Annotated in this window: 16 protein-coding genes; 8 read left to right on the forward strand and 8 right to left on the reverse strand. The window is 59.0% G+C overall.

The window, feature by feature from the left end:
• The first annotated feature begins 316 nt into the window (after window positions 1–316).
• Entirely contained in the window at window positions 317–823 is a 507-nt protein-coding gene (locus CFB10_RS12820; protein WP_026363896.1) for a MarR family winged helix-turn-helix transcriptional regulator, read from the forward strand.
• A 251-nt stretch (window positions 824–1,074) separates the two neighbouring features.
• Window positions 1,075–1,338, forward strand: coding sequence for a hypothetical protein (locus CFB10_RS12825; protein ID WP_003509467.1), 264 nt, complete (start codon window positions 1,075–1,077; stop codon window positions 1,336–1,338).
• Between the two features lie 55 nt (window positions 1,339–1,393).
• Here the strand turns inward: CFB10_RS12825 and CFB10_RS12830 are convergent, their stop codons facing one another.
• The gene (locus tag CFB10_RS12830; protein ID WP_020011475.1) at window positions 1,394–1,870 is read right to left on the reverse strand and encodes a hypothetical protein; all 477 of its coding nucleotides are present in this window, start codon (window positions 1,868–1,870) and stop codon (window positions 1,394–1,396) included.
• A 71-nt stretch (window positions 1,871–1,941) separates the two neighbouring features.
• Window positions 1,942–2,946: a LysR family transcriptional regulator gene (locus CFB10_RS12835; RefSeq protein ID WP_020011474.1), complete on the reverse strand. Its 1,005-nt coding sequence runs from the start codon at window positions 2,944–2,946 to the stop codon at window positions 1,942–1,944.
• A gap of 254 nt (window positions 2,947–3,200) precedes the next feature.
• On the opposite strand from CFB10_RS12835, the gene chvE reads away from it, so the two are divergent.
• The 4 genes from chvE (at window position 3,201) to araD1 (ending at window position 8,202) form a co-directional block, all read left to right on the forward strand.
• Window positions 3,201–4,265, forward strand: coding sequence for a sugar ABC transporter substrate-binding protein ChvE (gene chvE / locus CFB10_RS12845; RefSeq protein ID WP_020011473.1), 1,065 nt, complete (start codon window positions 3,201–3,203; stop codon window positions 4,263–4,265).
• 90 nt (window positions 4,266–4,355) lie between these two features.
• Window positions 4,356–5,894: a sugar ABC transporter ATP-binding protein GguA gene (gene gguA / locus CFB10_RS12850; protein WP_020011472.1), complete on the forward strand. Its 1,539-nt coding sequence runs from the start codon at window positions 4,356–4,358 to the stop codon at window positions 5,892–5,894.
• Window positions 5,891–7,087, forward strand: coding sequence for a sugar ABC transporter permease GguB (gene gguB / locus CFB10_RS12855; RefSeq protein WP_020011471.1), 1,197 nt, complete (start codon window positions 5,891–5,893; stop codon window positions 7,085–7,087). Before gguA ends, gguB begins: the two co-directional genes overlap by 4 nt.
• Window positions 7,088–7,206: 119 nt before the next feature.
• Window positions 7,207–8,202 (forward strand): 2-keto-3-deoxy-L-arabinonate dehydratase AraD1, encoded by a 996-nt coding sequence (araD1, locus tag CFB10_RS12860; protein WP_026363895.1) that lies wholly within the window; start codon window positions 7,207–7,209, stop codon window positions 8,200–8,202.
• A gap of 198 nt (window positions 8,203–8,400) precedes the next feature.
• Here araD1 and CFB10_RS12865 read toward each other — a convergent pair whose 3' ends face one another.
• From CFB10_RS12865 to CFB10_RS12890, 6 genes are all read right to left on the reverse strand, one after another.
• The gene (locus CFB10_RS12865) at window positions 8,401–8,811 is read right to left on the reverse strand and encodes a VOC family protein (protein ID WP_026363894.1); all 411 of its coding nucleotides are present in this window, start codon (window positions 8,809–8,811) and stop codon (window positions 8,401–8,403) included.
• Window positions 8,812–8,859: 48 nt separating this feature from the next.
• Entirely contained in the window at window positions 8,860–9,324 is a 465-nt protein-coding gene (locus CFB10_RS12870) for a GNAT family N-acetyltransferase (protein WP_020011468.1), read from the reverse strand.
• 117 nt (window positions 9,325–9,441) lie between these two features.
• A complete protein-coding gene (locus CFB10_RS12875; RefSeq protein WP_020011467.1) occupies window positions 9,442–10,038 on the reverse strand; it encodes a bifunctional 2-polyprenyl-6-hydroxyphenol methylase/3-demethylubiquinol 3-O-methyltransferase UbiG in 597 nt (198 codons plus the stop codon).
• A 4-nt stretch (window positions 10,039–10,042) separates the two neighbouring features.
• Entirely contained in the window at window positions 10,043–10,858 is an 816-nt protein-coding gene (locus tag CFB10_RS12880; RefSeq protein WP_020011466.1) for a transglutaminase family protein, read from the reverse strand.
• A 21-nt stretch (window positions 10,859–10,879) separates the two neighbouring features.
• Window positions 10,880–11,821, reverse strand: a complete 942-nt coding sequence (locus CFB10_RS12885; RefSeq protein ID WP_003509488.1) for an alpha-E domain-containing protein — start codon at window positions 11,819–11,821, stop codon at window positions 10,880–10,882.
• Between the two features lie 3 nt (window positions 11,822–11,824).
• The gene (locus CFB10_RS12890) at window positions 11,825–13,234 is read right to left on the reverse strand and encodes a circularly permuted type 2 ATP-grasp protein (protein WP_026363893.1); all 1,410 of its coding nucleotides are present in this window, start codon (window positions 13,232–13,234) and stop codon (window positions 11,825–11,827) included.
• 442 nt (window positions 13,235–13,676) lie between these two features.
• Here CFB10_RS12890 and CFB10_RS12895 point away from each other — a divergent pair, with 442 nt between their 5' ends.
• Both CFB10_RS12895 and CFB10_RS12900 read left to right on the forward strand, forming a co-directional pair.
• The gene (locus CFB10_RS12895; protein ID WP_026363892.1) at window positions 13,677–14,573 is read left to right on the forward strand and encodes a DMT family transporter; all 897 of its coding nucleotides are present in this window, start codon (window positions 13,677–13,679) and stop codon (window positions 14,571–14,573) included.
• 78 nt (window positions 14,574–14,651) lie between these two features.
• Entirely contained in the window at window positions 14,652–15,269 is a 618-nt protein-coding gene (locus tag CFB10_RS12900; RefSeq protein WP_026363891.1) for a L,D-transpeptidase, read from the forward strand.
• The last annotated feature ends 54 nt before the right edge of the window (window positions 15,270–15,323 follow it).

Raw genomic sequence — 15,323 nt, forward strand, 5'->3', positions numbered from 1 at the left:
TTTCCCTTATAAGTAGTATGTTATCGCCGAGCCGGACCGTTGTCCTGCCCCATTACCGAAGTGGCGGCAGGATTGCTGCAATGCCTTTCAAACACGGCGCGGGAGTCGATTTTAGCCCCTCAAAATTGGTGGGTAAATAGTCATACTTTTTCTGTTTTGCCAACCGCGATCCGGAGTCCGTGGTTGCTTCGCCGGCGATTAACTGTCAAATTATTATACAATATTAGTATCATCTACATTTATTTGGGATACAGTTTCGCAACGTTGTCGGTTATGATTTCGGCAAGGTAAAGGAACGAATCAGGCGGGGGATCGGATGGCTTTGCGATTGGCACACAGCAACGGGCCGCGGGCGGAAAAGGCCGAAAGCGGCAGCGCGGAAGCGGCGCACATCACGGCGATCGACTATGGGTTGCTGACGACTGCGATCAGCTATCATTTGCGGCACTCGCAACTTGCCGTGGCAAATGGCTTTGCCGATGTGCTGGCCGAGCAGGGATTGCGGCCCGCCGATTTTTCCGTGCTCGTCATCGTCGGCGGTAATCCGGGCCTCAAACAGAGCGATGTGGCTGAAGCGCTCGGCATACAGCGGGCCAATTTCGTTGCGATCGTCGACAGCATGGAAGAGAAGGGGCTGCTTGTCCGCCGCAAATCGGAAGAGGACAGGCGCGTTCATTTCCTCGACATGACGGAGGAAGGCAGCAGCCTTCTCGACCGGCTTTCCAATACCTGGCGGGACCGTGAGGAAAAGCTGATCGACCGGATCGGCGGCAAGAAGGCCCGCGATCAGCTTCTGGCTCTGCTTGGACGCCTGCGCGACTGAACCGTCGAAGAGAGCGTCGGGCAATCAGAGTAGTGCCGGGCGGCTGCGGGGTGCGGCCTGCGCCTGTAGTCCATTGTCTGCGACATCGGCTACCATCTTCCCGTTGGTCTTTCACGGCAGCCTGAGCGGCGGCGGGCCGAATTGCGTTGCAATTTTTCTGTGAAACCGCCAAGACGCATAAGCATCTTCACGTCTTGTGGCGCGGAGCCGCAATCATGCGATCGACTGGAAAGGCCCGGGACTGGAACGCCATGCTGAATATCGATACGAGTCATCCGCTTTATCGTCCCCTGTGGGTCCGGTTGCTCATTGTCGGCTTTTGCGCCGCCTGGGCCGTCATCGAATTCGTCAATCGCGAGTTTTTCTGGGGAACCATCGTAGCCGGCATTGGGGCTTATGCGGCCTATGAATTGCTGCTGAAGTTCAAACCCGCAAGCGATGCCGCCAAAAGCGGGAACGGCACGGATGAGCCCGCCGCCGAAAGCGCGCCCACCGATAAGAACGATGCGGGCTGAAGCGCCGCCTATCTCCCGTTTTATATATTACCCGAGATAAGACGGCCCGGCATTTTCACCGGAAATGCTCCCGCATCCGCAGCATCCGGATCGCCTGGTCGATCAGGAGATTGGCCGCCGTCATGCGCAGCGTCGCATTATGCCGGAATTGCGGCTTCACCCGGTCGGGATGATTGAGACGGGCAAAGGCGCGGCGCTTTTCCGCAAGCGTTGCGGCCGTGTCGGTGTCGTGGATCGCCAGTTCCGCGGAGACATCGGCAAGCGAGGTCTTTTCGAGGTGGGCCGGCATCGCTTCCGGCTCGGGCTCCGGTTGAGGTTCCGCGGGTGGCGCGGGTTCAGCCATGAAGGCGAGATAGGCATCGAGATTGCCGTTCGCCGGTGGCGGCGTTTCAATATGCGTATCGATGACAAAGCCCGAGCTGAAACCGGCAATACGATGACCGGCCGGCGGTGGCGGCTCCACGCTTTCTTCTTCTTTTTCCAGTTTCAGTCGTTCAACAACCGACTGGAAGACGGATTGTCCGAAGAGCATGCGGCTTTTCCCTCGCCGGTCTGACTATCCGGCCTTTATGGATCATGAAGGTGGTGTCTGGCTTGCCGCCGTCACGGGCCGGTCAGCTTGCGGCTCTCATCCAGAACCAGATCGTAGAGCAGGCGGGCGCTGGGCGGCAAAACCCGGCCCTTGGTGGTGATGATGCTGTAGGGCTTCACGACGAGTTCGAAATCCGTCGGCAATATGCGGGTCCGGCCGATATCCGCCTGCTGGCCGGCAACGAATTCGGCCATGTCCTGGGCGATCGGAGCAATCGCATCGGTGTTGCAGATCAGGGCGAGCGTCAAAAGCATGGAGGGCGTGTTGATGATGTTGCGGGGCATGGTGACGCCGTGCGTTAGGAAGACATCCTCCATGGTTCTGCGCAAAAGCGCGCCGGGCGGCTGGAAAACCCAGTCGTAACCGGAGAGATCCTGCAGGGTCACGGGCTCGCCGCGCAGCAGGGGGTGGCCTTCGCGCACGACAAGACAGGCGCGCTCGATGCCGATTTCATGGATGGAGAAGAGGCCGGGGTCGAAATCATCGGGAATGCGGCCGATGATGAAATCGTGGCGCGCGGCCAGCAGTTCGCGCGCCAGCACGTTGCTGCTTTCCACCTGCACGTTGATTTCAATGCCGGGATAGGTGTCCATGGCGCGCCTTATGGCGGGAACCACGAGGCTGATGGCGGGCGCGGTGACGGCGCCGATATAGACCGAGCCGCCGCTGCCCGACTTCATCTGGTTCAGTTCACGGCTCGCCTCGCGCAGTTCCAACAAGATGGTGCGGGCCCGGCGCGTCAGCGCCTCGCCGAATTTCGTCAGCACCACGCCGCGCGAGGCCCGCTGACAAAGGGGTGATTTGACGATCGCCTCCATTTCCGCGAGCATGCGCGAGGCTGCTGGCTGCGTCATGTTCATCGCGGCCGCCGCTGCGCTGACCTGCCCGTGCTCCTCGATCATGACCAGCATGCGCAGGTGGCTCATCTTCAATCCGGCCCGCAGCAAAGGGTTGTCCTCAAAGACGAAAAGGGCCTCTGTTGTTTGCGCCTGCTCATACACTTTTTGGTTGTTCATTCGTGGTTTTATACCCCTCATCGGTTTTTGTATCGATTTAATATATCATAATTGATATATGGAAACTGATTTATTCTATTTGACAGTTATATGGATTCAGAACAATTTGCGGAATGCCGGGGAGGAGCGGCAGCTGTTCCATTTCGCATGTGCGAAACGGAATGAGCGCAACGCGGCTTCTTCCTCTGACGGCATGAATTTCATGGTGCACCGCAGCATGCGGGCTCCAGAGAAGGGCTCAAGGGAGAGAGTTAATGAAGTCCATTATTTCGCTGATGGCGGCTTGTGCCATCGGTGCTGCTTCTTTCGCAGCGCCGGCTTTCGCGCAGGACAAGGGTTCCGTTGGTATCGCCATGCCGACCAAGTCGTCCGCACGCTGGATCGATGACGGCAACAACATCGTAAAGCAGCTTCAGGAAGCCGGTTACACGACCGACCTGCAGTATGCCGATGACGATATTCCGAACCAGCTTTCCCAGATCGAAAACATGGTCACCAAGGGCGTCAAGGTTCTCGTGATCGCATCGATCGACGGCACGACGCTGTCGGACGTCCTGAAGCAGGCTGGCGAGCAGGGCATCAAGGTCATCGCTTATGACCGCCTGATCCGCAACAGCGGCGACGTCAGCTACTACGCAACCTTCGACAACTTCCAGGTTGGCGTTCTGCAGGCGACTTCGATTGTCGACAAGCTTGGCCTGAAGGACGGCAAGGGTCCGTTCAACATCGAGCTGTTCGGCGGTTCTCCTGACGACAACAACGCCTTCTTCTTCTATGACGGCGCAATGTCTGTCCTGAAGCCCTACATCGACAGCGGCAAGCTGGTCGTGAAGTCCGGCCAGATGGGCATGGACAAGGTCGGCACGCTGCGTTGGGATCCGGCAACGGCCCAGGCCCGCATGGACAACCTTCTGTCCGCTTATTACACCGACGCCAAGGTTGACGCTGTTCTGTCGCCTTACGACGGTCTGTCCATCGGCATCATCTCCTCGCTGAAGGGCGTTGGTTATGGCACGAAGGACCAGCCGCTGCCGGTCGTTTCCGGTCAGGACGCTGAAGTTCCCTCCGTCAAGTCGATCATTGCAGGCGAACAGTATTCCACCATCTTCAAGGACACCCGCGAACTCGCAAAGGTGACCGTGAACATGGTCAACGCTGTTCTGCAGGGCAAGGAGCCGGAAGTTAACGACACCAAGACCTATGAAAATGGCGTCAAGGTCGTTCCGTCCTACCTCCTGAAGCCGGTTGCCGTTACCAAGGAGAACTACAAGCAGGTTCTCGTCGATGGCGGTTACTACAAGGAAGACCAGCTGAAATAAGCTGAAGACACATGCGGGGATGACTTGGCGTCATCCCCGTTTTTCCATAAAAATAAAAACGCCGGAATTAATCGGGCGCTGGATTGCGATATGGCCAATACCATTCTCGAAATGCGGAACATCACCAAGACGTTTCCGGGCGTGAAAGCGCTTGAGAACGTCAACCTCAAGGTTAAGGAGGGTGAGATCCACGCACTCGTCGGTGAGAACGGCGCGGGGAAGTCGACCTTGATGAAGGTCCTTTCCGGTGTTTACCCCGCCGGCACCTATGAGGGCGAAATCCACTATGAAGGCGCAGTGCGGAATTTTCGCGCCATCAACGACAGTGAAGATATTGGTATCATCATCATTCACCAGGAGCTGGCGCTCGTGCCGCTCCTGTCGATTGCGGAAAACATCTTCCTTGGCAATGAGGTCGCTTCGAACGGCGTCATCAGCTGGCAGCAGACCTTCAACCGTACCCGCGAACTTCTAAAGAAGGTGGGTCTGAAGGAATCGCCGGAGACGCTGATCACCGATATCGGCGTTGGCAAGCAGCAGCTGGTCGAAATCGCCAAGGCGCTGTCAAAGAGCGTGAAGCTGCTCATCCTTGATGAGCCGACGGCTTCGCTCAACGAAAGCGATTCCGAGGCGCTGCTGAACCTGTTGATGGAATTCCGCAAGCAGGGCATGACGTCGATCATCATCACCCACAAGCTCAACGAAGTGCGCAAGGTGGCCGACCAGATCACCGTGCTGCGCGACGGCATGACGGTGAAGACGCTCGACTGTCACGAGGAAGAAATCAGCGAGGATGTCATCATCCGCAACATGGTGGGGCGCGATCTCGAAGATCGTTATCCGCCGCGCGATGTGCCGATCGGCGAGACCATTCTCGAAGTCAAGAACTGGAACGCCTATCACCAGCAGCATCGTGACCGCCAGGTTCTGCATGATATCAATGTCACCGTGCGCAAGGGCGAAGTCGTCGGCATCGCTGGTCTGATGGGGGCAGGGCGCACCGAATTTGCGATGAGCGTCTTCGGCAAGTCCTATGGCCACAAGATCAGCGGCGAAGTGCTGATCGACGGCAAGCCCGTTGACGTCAGCACCGTGCGCAAGGCGATCGACGCCGGTCTCGCCTATGTGACGGAAGACCGCAAGCATCTCGGTCTCGTGCTCAACGACAACATCCTGCACAATACCACGCTCGCCAATCTGGCCGGCGTATCGAATGCCAGCATCATCGACGACATCAAGGAAATGAAGGTGGCGAGCGATTTTCGCACGCGCCTGCGCATCCGCTCGTCGGGTATCTTCCAGGAAACGGTCAATCTTTCGGGCGGCAACCAGCAGAAGGTTGTGCTCTCCAAGTGGCTGTTCTCCAATCCTGATGTCCTGATCCTCGATGAACCGACCCGCGGTATCGATGTCGGCGCGAAATACGAAATCTACACCATCATCAACCAGCTCGCTGCCGACGGCAAAGGCGTTCTGATGATCTCATCGGAAATGCCCGAACTGCTCGGCAATTGCGACCGCATCTACGTCATGAACGAAGGCCGCATCGTCGCTGAATTGCCGAAGGGAGAGGCGAGCCAGGAAAGCATCATGCGCGCTATCATGCGCTCAGGGGAGAAGAACTCATGAGTTCGGCAAACACCACAAACGAAGAAAGTAACGTCATCTCGGTCGGGTCGTATATTCGCTCCAATATCCGCGAATACGGCATGCTGATCGCGCTCGTCGCCATCATGGTTTTCTTCCAGTTCTACACCGGCGGCATCCTGTTCCGCCCTGTGAACCTGACCAACCTCATCCTGCAGAACTCGTTCATCGTCATCATGGCGCTGGGCATGCTGCTCGTCATCGTGGCCGGGCATATCGACCTTTCGGTCGGCTCCATCGTCGCCTTCGTCGGCGCGATTGCGGCCATATTGACCGTGCAATGGGGCATGAACCCGTTTCTTGCGGCGCTGATTTGTCTCGTCATCGGCGGCGTCATCGGTGCTGCCCAGGGTTACTGGATCGCCTATCACCGCATTCCGTCCTTCATCGTGACGCTGGCGGGCATGCTGGTGTTCCGCGGGCTCACGCTGTTCGTGCTTGGCGGCAAGAACATCGGCCCGTTCCCCACCGATTTCCAGATCATCAGCACCGGCTTCCTGCCTGATATCGGTGGTATCGAAGGTCTGAACACCACCTCGATGATCCTGACATTGCTGATTACGGTCGTGCTGTTCTATCTGGCCTGGCGCCGTCGCGTGGTGAACGTGAAGCATGGCATCGACGTCGAGCCGTTCGGTTTCTTCATCGTTCAGAATCTGCTGATCTCCGGCGCCATCCTGTTCCTGGGTTACCAGCTGTCCACCTATCGCGGTCTTCCGAACGTTCTGATCGTGATGCTGGTTCTGATTGCGCTCTACAGCTTCGTGACGCGCCGCACGACCATTGGCCGCCGCGTCTACGCCATGGGCGGCAACGAGAAGGCGACCAAGCTTTCCGGTATCAATACCGAACGCCTGAGCTTCCTCACCTTCGTCAACATGGGCGTGCTGGCCGGTCTTGCCGGCATGATCATCGCGACCCGCCTCAATTCGGCGACGCCGAAGGCTGGCGTGGGCTTCGAACTCGATGTGATCGCGGCCTGCTTCATCGGCGGTGCTTCGGCTTCCGGCGGCGTTGGCAAGATCACCGGCGCGGTCATCGGCGCCTTCATCATGGGCGTCATGAACAACGGCATGTCGATTGTCGGCCTCGGCATCGATTTCCAGCAGATGGTCAAGGGCCTCGTGCTGCTCGCCGCCGTGTTCTTCGACGTCTACAACAAGAACAAGGGCTGATCGGTCCCAACCCTATCGCAGTCAAAAAAGTGGCCGGTTTCCGGCCACTTTCATAAGATGCAGGCGTTATGTGCCGCGTAGAAGAGACAAGGCGCATTGCGCCGGAGGAAGGAAATCCCGTGCTCATTTCACAGATCAAAGATGCCAGTGGCAAAATCACCGTAGCGGTTCGCGAAGAAGGCGGACAGGCGCAGGCCGTCAAAGGTGCGGACTCGGTCTATGCACTCGCCATGGAAGCCGCCAATGGCGGCAAGAGCCTTGCCGATGTCATTTCCGCCCATGGTCTGGGCGACGCTGTCGATCTCGAAAAGGCCTATGCCGAAGGTCGCTTCCTGCCGCCGATCACCCATCCCGATCCGGCGCATCTGCATCTGACCGGTACGGGCCTCACGCATCTCGGCTCCGCCGCGACCCGTGACAGCATGCACAAGAAAACCACGGAAGCCGCCGAGGAAAGCCTGACGGACTCCATGAAGATGTTCCGCATGGGTCTCGAAAACGGCAAGCCCAAGGCCGGCGAAAAGGGCGTTCAGCCCGAATGGTTCTACAAGGGCAACGGCCATGTGGCGGCGGCGCCCGGCGCGGCACTCACCTCTCCGTCCTTCGCGCTCGATGGCGGCGAAGAGCCGGAAATGGCCGGCATCTACGTGATCTCGGACAAGGGTGAGGCGGTGCGCATCGGTTTTGCCGTCTCGAACGAGTTTTCCGATCACGTCACCGAGCGGATCAACTATCTTTACCTCGCCCATTCCAAGCTGCGCCCGGCAAGCTTCGGCCCGGAAATCCGCGTCGGCGCTCCGCCGTCCGATATTCGCGGCACCTCGCGCATCCGCCGCGGCGACAAGGTGATTTTTGAAAAGCCGTTCGTTTCGGGTGAGGACAACATGTCCCACACCTTTGCGAACCTTGAATACCACCACTTCAAATACGGCCTGTTCCGCGCACCGGGCGACGTGCATGTGCACATGTTCGGAACGGCGACGCTCTCTTTTGCCGAAGGCATCAAGCCGGAAGCGGGCGATGTCTTCGAGATTGAGGCCGCCGGTTTCGGCCTGCCGCTGAAGAACCCGCTGGCCGTTGATGCGGAAGAAGAGATCACTGTTCGGCAGATTTGATCTGCGGGCTGTGTGTGGAATGGTCGGGGGTGGGTCATCCCTCCCTCGACGTCATCGTCGGGCTTGTCCCGAGGATCTGCGACCGATTGATTTTACGCGACGTGGATAGATCCTCGGGACAAGCCCGAGGATGACGCAAGATGATAGCTCTTTCATCCCATTGTCCCTTTCGCGTCGGGTAACTTTCAGGCGCTTGCCTCATCCGAACCCCCACAGTTTGCCTTCCCCAACCTCCACCGAATTACCCGCCGGATCGCGGATATAGACGGAATAGCTGTCATTAGGCCAACGGTGATAGTGCTCGACGGGAATTCCGAGCGCTTGGAAACGAGCCTTCCAGCCGTCCACTTCCGACTTGTCCTTCGCGTAAAAACAGAAATGGCCTTGCCCCACCGCGCCGTGGCGCGGGATGGGATTGTCGGGATCGGCCCGGCGGGATTGCTGCGGGTCGAAGATCAGCAGCATCTGCTGCCCGCATCTGAAGAAGATGAATTGCCCCGGCAGCCTGCGCACCACTTCCAGCCCGAAGACATCCCGGTAAAAAGCTTCGGCGGCATCGAGATCGTCGGCGTAAATCGCGGTTTCCATAAGGGCGGCTGGTGGGCGCATGGTTTCCTCCGGTAGTCCATGGGCTGTCCGGCGCGGGGACAGACGGCTTTAAATTTTCGCGCTGTAGGTCAGCACCGTCAGATCGTGTTTGCCGACACCACGTTCCAGAACGGTCCAGCCGCAACCGGTGTAATAGGTTTCGAGATCGCGCTGGCAGCAGAGATAGCTGGTCTCGTGACCGAGTTCGGCGGCCCTTTGTGTCGCCGCCTGCATGAGCGCCCGTGCCACGCCTGAGCGCCGGCGATCTTCCTCCACCCAAAGGGCAGCGACCCAGGGCAGATATTGCGGCCGTTCTTCCAGATCGCAATGGATGAGGAAGGCGGAGCCGACATAGTCGTCGCCGTCATGGGCAACGAAACCGGTGGGCAGCGTATGGGGGTTGGTCATGTCTTTCAGGTGTTCGGCGACGTCGCCCACCTGAAGACCGCTATCCTGCCACCATGCCGTCCAGACCCGCTCGGCGATGACGGGTCCATGCGACTGGCAGTCGCGATAGTCGGAAATGCTGTACAAGGCCGTCTCCCGGCCGGCTTTCCTCCCGCGGGCGGAAGCCGGATCATGCTTTCAAATCGATGCGGAGATTAAACCGGGTGGGAAGGGGTTTCGCAACCGCCAACTTGTCGCGCCGGATCAGGATTTCGTTGCTGTCACATGCAACCATGCGGTCGGGAGATTGTCGTAACCGCTGCCCTGCCGCGCCTCGATCTCCACCGCCGTCCAGTCAAACTGTCCGTAAACCTCCTCCAGCCAGGGCTTCGACGGGTAATTGTAATATCGGCCGAACATGTCGCGTCCTTCCGCTTCTCCCGCCTTGAAGCTGGCATAAAAAACACCGCCCTTCCTCAGCGCCGTGTGGATACGGTCGATAATGCCCGGCAGGGCAGGGCGGGGCACATGCAGCAGGCAGGCATTGGCCCAGACGCCGTCATATCGCTCACGCTCGTCGATATTCTCGAACAGCAATGTCCTGACGGGAATGCCGAGCCGGATTTCCGCCGCTTTCGCGATGTCAGGCGTTCCATCGGTGGGGTGGATATCGAAACCGGCGGCCAGCATGAATTCGCTGTCCTGCCCGCCGCCGCATCCGAGTTCGAGGATGCTTGCGCCCTCTGGCAAGCGCGCCAGAAATGTTTCCAGATGCGGGCGGTCCGCCGCCTGTCCCCGTGATGTATAGGCAGCGGCATTGTCGGTATAGAAGCCGATTGTATCGTCGTCCTTGCCGGACATCATCTCAGCTCTGTGACTGGCTCTGCGACTGCTGCACGGTGACAGACACGCTCAGCGTCTCGCCCGCCGGGCCGATACGCATGCCGGATATCGGCGCGCAATCGCGGTAGCAGAGGCCGGATGCGATGCGGACATAGCGGTCGTCGGGGCAGATATTGTTGGCGGCGTCGAAGCCCACCCAGCCCAGCCCCTGAAGATACACCTCGGCCCAGGCGTGGGTGGCGGTCTGTTCCTCCACCTCCTCCATCATCAGATAACCGGAAATGTAGCGCGCGGGCAGGCCCATCAGCCGGGCGGCGGAAATCAGGATATGGGCGTGGTCCTGGCAGACGCCCTTGCCCGCTTCCAGCGCCGTTTCCGCCGTGGTTTCGATGTCGGTCGAGCCGGGAACATAGTCCACCTTGCCGTGAATATTCTCCATGAGGTTATGCAGGCGGGCAAGCTCGGTTTCGCCCACGCTCACCTTCACCAGTTCGCGTACCAGCTTTCCCGGTTTGGTGCGCGGTGTTTCCCGCAGGAATAGCCAGAGCGGTGCGTTGCCGATGTGGTGTCCGAACACGCCGGCCTTGTCCTGCGTGCTCACCGTGCCGCTTGCCACGACCTTCACCCGCTTTTGCGGGCCTTCGGTTTCCACCAGCGCGACACGGTTGCCGAAATGGTCGTCATAGGTCACTTCGACGGTGGCGCCATCGACAGAGACATCCCAGTCCTCCACCGTCTGGCTCGGGCCGGTCTGCGGTGTCAGGCGCAGCCGCTGCAACGCATAGGGCATCGGCTCGTCATAGACATATTCCGTCGTATGGGTGATTTTCAGACGCATAAGCTGTCCCCGTCCACGCGCTTATTGATAGAAGCGGTAGCCTTCCGTGATTTCCTGTCCCAATTGGCCGTTGCGGTTGACAAATCTCTCCAGAAATTCGTGCAAGCCCTCATCCATCACCCGGCCGATGGTGGTCGTGCGCAGGCTGTCGCGAATGCTTTCGGCCGTGTCATGCGCCTTGTGCCTCTCGCTGTAGTCCTCGGCGATGTAGTTGAGGTTGCTGGCGATCTTTTCATAACAATAGGCAAGCGAGCGCGGCATGCGGCCATTGAGAATGAGGAAGTCGGCAATGTTGGAGGGCTTGTATTCCGCATCATAGACCCAGCCATAGGAGCGGTGGGCCGAGACTGAGCGCAGGATGGATTCCCATTGCGCATTGTCTAGCGACGACCCCACATGCGCCACCGCCGGCAGCAGCACGTAATATTTGACATCGAGAATGCGGGCGGTGTTGTCGGCGCGCTCTATGAAGGTGCCGATGCGGGAGAAATTATAGAGATCGTTGCGCAGCATCGAGCCGTGGAAAGCGCCGCGCACCAAGCCGGCGCGATGTTTGATGACATCGATGGTCTGCGGCAGCTCGGCGTGGCTGAGCTTGCGGCCGAGGATGTTCTTCAGCTCGATCCAGAATTCGTTTGTCGCTTCCCATGTCTCACGCGTCAGCGCCGTGCGCACCATGCGGGCATTGTTGCGGCCCGCCTCGATGCAGGACATGACGCTGGAGGGGTTGGCCTTGTCTCGCAGGAGATAGTCGATCGCATTCGCCGCCGTTACCTTCTCGCGCGTTTCGAGAAATTCGTCGTGCACGCCGGCGCTTTGCAACACGCCGTCCCAGTCCTCATCGCCGCTGCCGCTGCGTGTCAGTGAAACGCGCAGGCCCGCATCGATAAGCCGGGCGATGTTTTCAGCGCGCTCGATATACCGGAACATCCAGTAGAGCCCGTTTGCCGTTCTGCCCAGCATGGCTTAATCCTCCAGTACCCATGTATCCTTGGTGCCGCCGCCCTGGCTGGAATTGACCACGAGCGAGCCCTGCTTGAGGGCAACACGGGTCAGGCCGCCGGGAATGATCTGCACCTTGTCCGAGACAAGCACATAGGGACGCAGATCGACATGGCGCGGCGCAATGCCGTTTTTCACCATGATCGGCACGGTGGACAGCGACAGCGTCGGCTGCGCAATATAGTTGGAGGGGCGTGCTTTCAGCTTTTCGGCAAAAAGCGCCCGTTCCTTTTTCGATGCGGTGGGGCCGACGAGCATGCCGTAACCGCCCGAACCGTGGACCTCCTTGACGACCAGCTCGGCAAGGTTGTCGAGAACGTATTTCAGGCTGTCCGGCTCCGAACAGCGCCAGGTCGGCACGTTTTCGAGAAGCGGCTTGCGGCCGGTGTAGAATTCGACGATCTCGGGCATGTAGGAATAGATCGCCTTGTCGTCGGAAATGCCGGTGCCGGGCGCATTGGCGATGGTGATGTTGCCGGCGCGATAGACATCCATGATGCCGGGCACGCCGAGCGCCGAATCCGGCCGGAAAGTCAGCGGATCGAGGAAATCATCATCGACGCGGCGATAAAGCACGTCGATGGCTTCATATCCGCGCGTTGTGCGCATCTTGACCTTGCCGTCCATGACGCGCAGGTCGGAGCCTTCCACCAGTTCCACGCCCATCATGTCGGCCAGGAACGAGTGCTCGTAATAGGCGGAATTATAGATGCCGGGCGTCAGCACCGCGACGCGCGGCTTGCCGGAACAGCCGGGCGGTGCGAGCGAAGCGAGTGACTGGCGCAGCAGATAGGGGTAATCCTCCACCCGGCGCACCCGGTTTTCATGGAAGAGTTCCGGGAACATCTGCATCATGGTTTCGCGGTTTTCCAGCATGTAGCTGACACCGGAGGGGGTGCGGGCATTGTCTTCCAGAACGTAGAACTGGTCTTCGCCGGTGCGGACGATGTCAGTGCCGACAATATGGGTATAAACACCGCCGGGTGGGGTGAAGCCGATCATTTCCGGCAGGAAGGCTTCGTTTTTCTCGATGATTTCGCGGGGAATGCGCCCGGCGCGGATGATTTCCTGCTTGTGGTAGATATCGTCGAGGAAAGCATTGAGGGCGAGAACGCGCTGTTCGATGCCCTGGGCCAGTTTGCGCCACTCGCGGCCGGAGATGATGCGCGGGATGATATCGAAGGGGATCAGTTTTTCTGAACTATCGGCATGGCCATAGACTGCGAAAGTAATACCGGTTTTCCGAAAGATGTTTTCCGCGTCTTTTGATTTCTGGATCAGGTGAGCCCTGTCCTGCCGGCTATACCACTCGTTATAGTTTTCATATGGGCTTCGCGGCGTGTCGTCCGCATTTATCATTTCGTCAAATGCCAACTTCGATGTCCCCTTTTTTGCCATATGAATACAACGCCAAATGCAATGCAAGAACTATGCAGGCCTCCCCGAGAAGATTTTTCACCGCCCTAGAGTTTTAAAAAAGAAGCGTTTTTTCGGTTTCAGCCTATAAATGCGGCATCGGCAAATTGGTTGCGCGGTGACGAGGGGTGTAATGGGGTGGCGGCGCTGTGTGCGCTGTGGGCGAATGCATAAATTTTGTTCGTTCGCTTTCGGCTGATCAATATCCGGCGTCGCATCAGAAAATCTGAAAGATGCGATCACGAAAACGCCTTTGACCTTTGGGCGGGATGCGGATACCGCCATGCTAACACCCGGTTCGATCATTCGCCGGTTTGCGTGAAGCCGCAGAAATATCAATTCGCCGCCTGTCCCGCACCGCGTCCGGTTACGGGCATCATGTGGCATAATGGATGTTCCCATGTCGCTCGACCGTCTGGCTCCGGCCATCTTCGTCTTTCTCTGGTCGACCGGCTGGGTCACCGCCAAATATGCTGTCTATTATACCGAGCCGCTCACCTTTCTCTGTCTGCGCTATCTTCTGGCAGGAGCGCTGCTGTGGGCGATCTGCCGCGTATCCTCCATCCAGTGGCCGCAGCGGCGCGTCGACCTTTTCCGGGCGATCCTGTCCGGCGTCTTCCTGCACGGTCTTTATCTCGGCATGATCTGGTGGGCGATCGGGCAGGGCGTGCCGGCGGCGATCGGCGGCATCATCGCCGGTTTGCAACCGCTGATGACGGCGGTGGCTGCCCGCTACATGATCGGCGAGAAAATCTCGCCCTTGCAGCGCGCGGGCCTATTGCTTGGATTTGTGGGCATCGCCATTGCCGTGCTGCCGAAGGTCATGGCGACGGGCGCATTTGGCCTCTCCGTGCCGCTTTACGCCGTGGCGGTGAATGTGCTGGGCATGACGTCGGTTACCTATGGCACCCTCTACCAGAAGAAATATGTCCATGGCGGAAACATCATGGCGGTGGCAACGCTGCAATATGTTGGCGCGCTGCTTGTCACCGTTCCCTTCGCGCTTTTGCTGGAGGATGGACATGTGGACTGGAGCCTCGGCCTTGCAGCCACGCTCGCCTGGTCCGTGGGTGCGATCTCCATCGGCGCCGTGGCGTTGCTTCTTTATCTGATCCGGCGCGGGCAGGTCTCGCGGGCCGCGTCGCTGATCTATCTCGTGCCGCCGCTTGCGGCCGTGGAAGCCGCGCTGCTTTTCGGCGAAACACTGACGCCAGCCATGATTGCCGGCACTGTTCTGGCGGTAACGGGGGTTTATCTCGCCAACCGCAAACCTGCTACAGCGGTTGTTGCGCGTTAATTACTACAACCGCATATTAGGGCTTTGTTAACCATAAAATTATACCTCTCGTTAATCCAAAGATTTGGCGGGGGTTACATGTCTATTTCACGTCGTGGTGTTCTGTTCGGATTGCCGCTGTTTCTGGCCGGCTGCGCGAATACCGGCATCGGCCAGCAGAGGCTGAATTATGCGGCAAAGCCGGAGGAGAAGTTCCCGCTTCCCGCCATGCATCTCGATAAGGTCAAGCCGGAGCTTCGCCGGCAGGAAGTCACCTATGACACCCATCACCCGGCCGGAACGGTTGTGGTGGATACGCCGGCCCGGCGGCTCTATTACGTTCTGGGCGATGGTCGCGCCATGCGTTACGGCGTCGGCGTCGGCCGGCAGGGCCTTGCACTGAAGGGCGATGCCTATATCGGCCGCAAGGCGGAATGGCCGTCCTGGACGCCGACCGCCAATATGATGCGCCGTGATCCGCGCAATCTGAAATTCGCCGCCGGCATGCCCGGTGGCCCCAGCAATCCGCTCGGTGCACGCGCGCTCTACCTCTATCGCGGCGGCAACGACACCATGTTCCGCCTGCATGGCACCAACCAGCCGCAATCCATCGGCCACGCCATGTCGAGCGGCTGCATCCGCATGCTGAACCACGACATCATCGATCTCTATAGCCGCGTGCCGGTGGGTTCGAAGGTCGTCGTCTTGCAGGCGTGACGTAAAGGCGGATTTTTCCACCTTTTCCACGCAAGAAAATGCCTGTACCCTTGG

The sequence above is a fragment of the Agrobacterium sp. 719_389 genome (assembly GCF_900188475.1).
GTDB lineage: Bacteria > Pseudomonadota > Alphaproteobacteria > Rhizobiales > Rhizobiaceae > Agrobacterium > Agrobacterium radiobacter.

Excerpts from the sequence above, each read along its gene's own strand:
- CFB10_RS12825 (WP_003509467.1), top strand. The coding sequence starts at position 1,075 with ATGCTGAATATCGATACGAGTCATCCGCTTTATCGTCCCCTGTGGGTC.
- CFB10_RS12880 (WP_020011466.1), bottom strand. The coding sequence starts at position 10,858 with ATGCGTCTGAAAATCACCCATACGACGGAATATGTCTATGACGAGCCG.
- chvE (WP_020011473.1), top strand. The coding sequence starts at position 3,201 with ATGAAGTCCATTATTTCGCTGATGGCGGCTTGTGCCATCGGTGCTGCT.
- gguA (WP_020011472.1), top strand. The coding sequence starts at position 4,356 with ATGGCCAATACCATTCTCGAAATGCGGAACATCACCAAGACGTTTCCG.
- CFB10_RS12865 (WP_026363894.1), bottom strand. The coding sequence starts at position 8,811 with ATGCGCCCACCAGCCGCCCTTATGGAAACCGCGATTTACGCCGACGAT.
- CFB10_RS12900 (WP_026363891.1), top strand. The coding sequence starts at position 14,652 with ATGTCTATTTCACGTCGTGGTGTTCTGTTCGGATTGCCGCTGTTTCTG.
- CFB10_RS12885 (WP_003509488.1), bottom strand. The coding sequence starts at position 11,821 with ATGCTGGGCAGAACGGCAAACGGGCTCTACTGGATGTTCCGGTATATC.
- CFB10_RS12820 (WP_026363896.1), top strand. The coding sequence starts at position 317 with ATGGCTTTGCGATTGGCACACAGCAACGGGCCGCGGGCGGAAAAGGCC.
- CFB10_RS12835 (WP_020011474.1), bottom strand. The coding sequence starts at position 2,946 with ATGAACAACCAAAAAGTGTATGAGCAGGCGCAAACAACAGAGGCCCTT.
- CFB10_RS12895 (WP_026363892.1), top strand. The coding sequence starts at position 13,677 with ATGTCGCTCGACCGTCTGGCTCCGGCCATCTTCGTCTTTCTCTGGTCG.
- CFB10_RS12830 (WP_020011475.1), bottom strand. The coding sequence starts at position 1,870 with ATGCTCTTCGGACAATCCGTCTTCCAGTCGGTTGTTGAACGACTGAAA.
- gguB (WP_020011471.1), top strand. The coding sequence starts at position 5,891 with ATGAGTTCGGCAAACACCACAAACGAAGAAAGTAACGTCATCTCGGTC.
- CFB10_RS12875 (WP_020011467.1), bottom strand. The coding sequence starts at position 10,038 with ATGTCCGGCAAGGACGACGATACAATCGGCTTCTATACCGACAATGCC.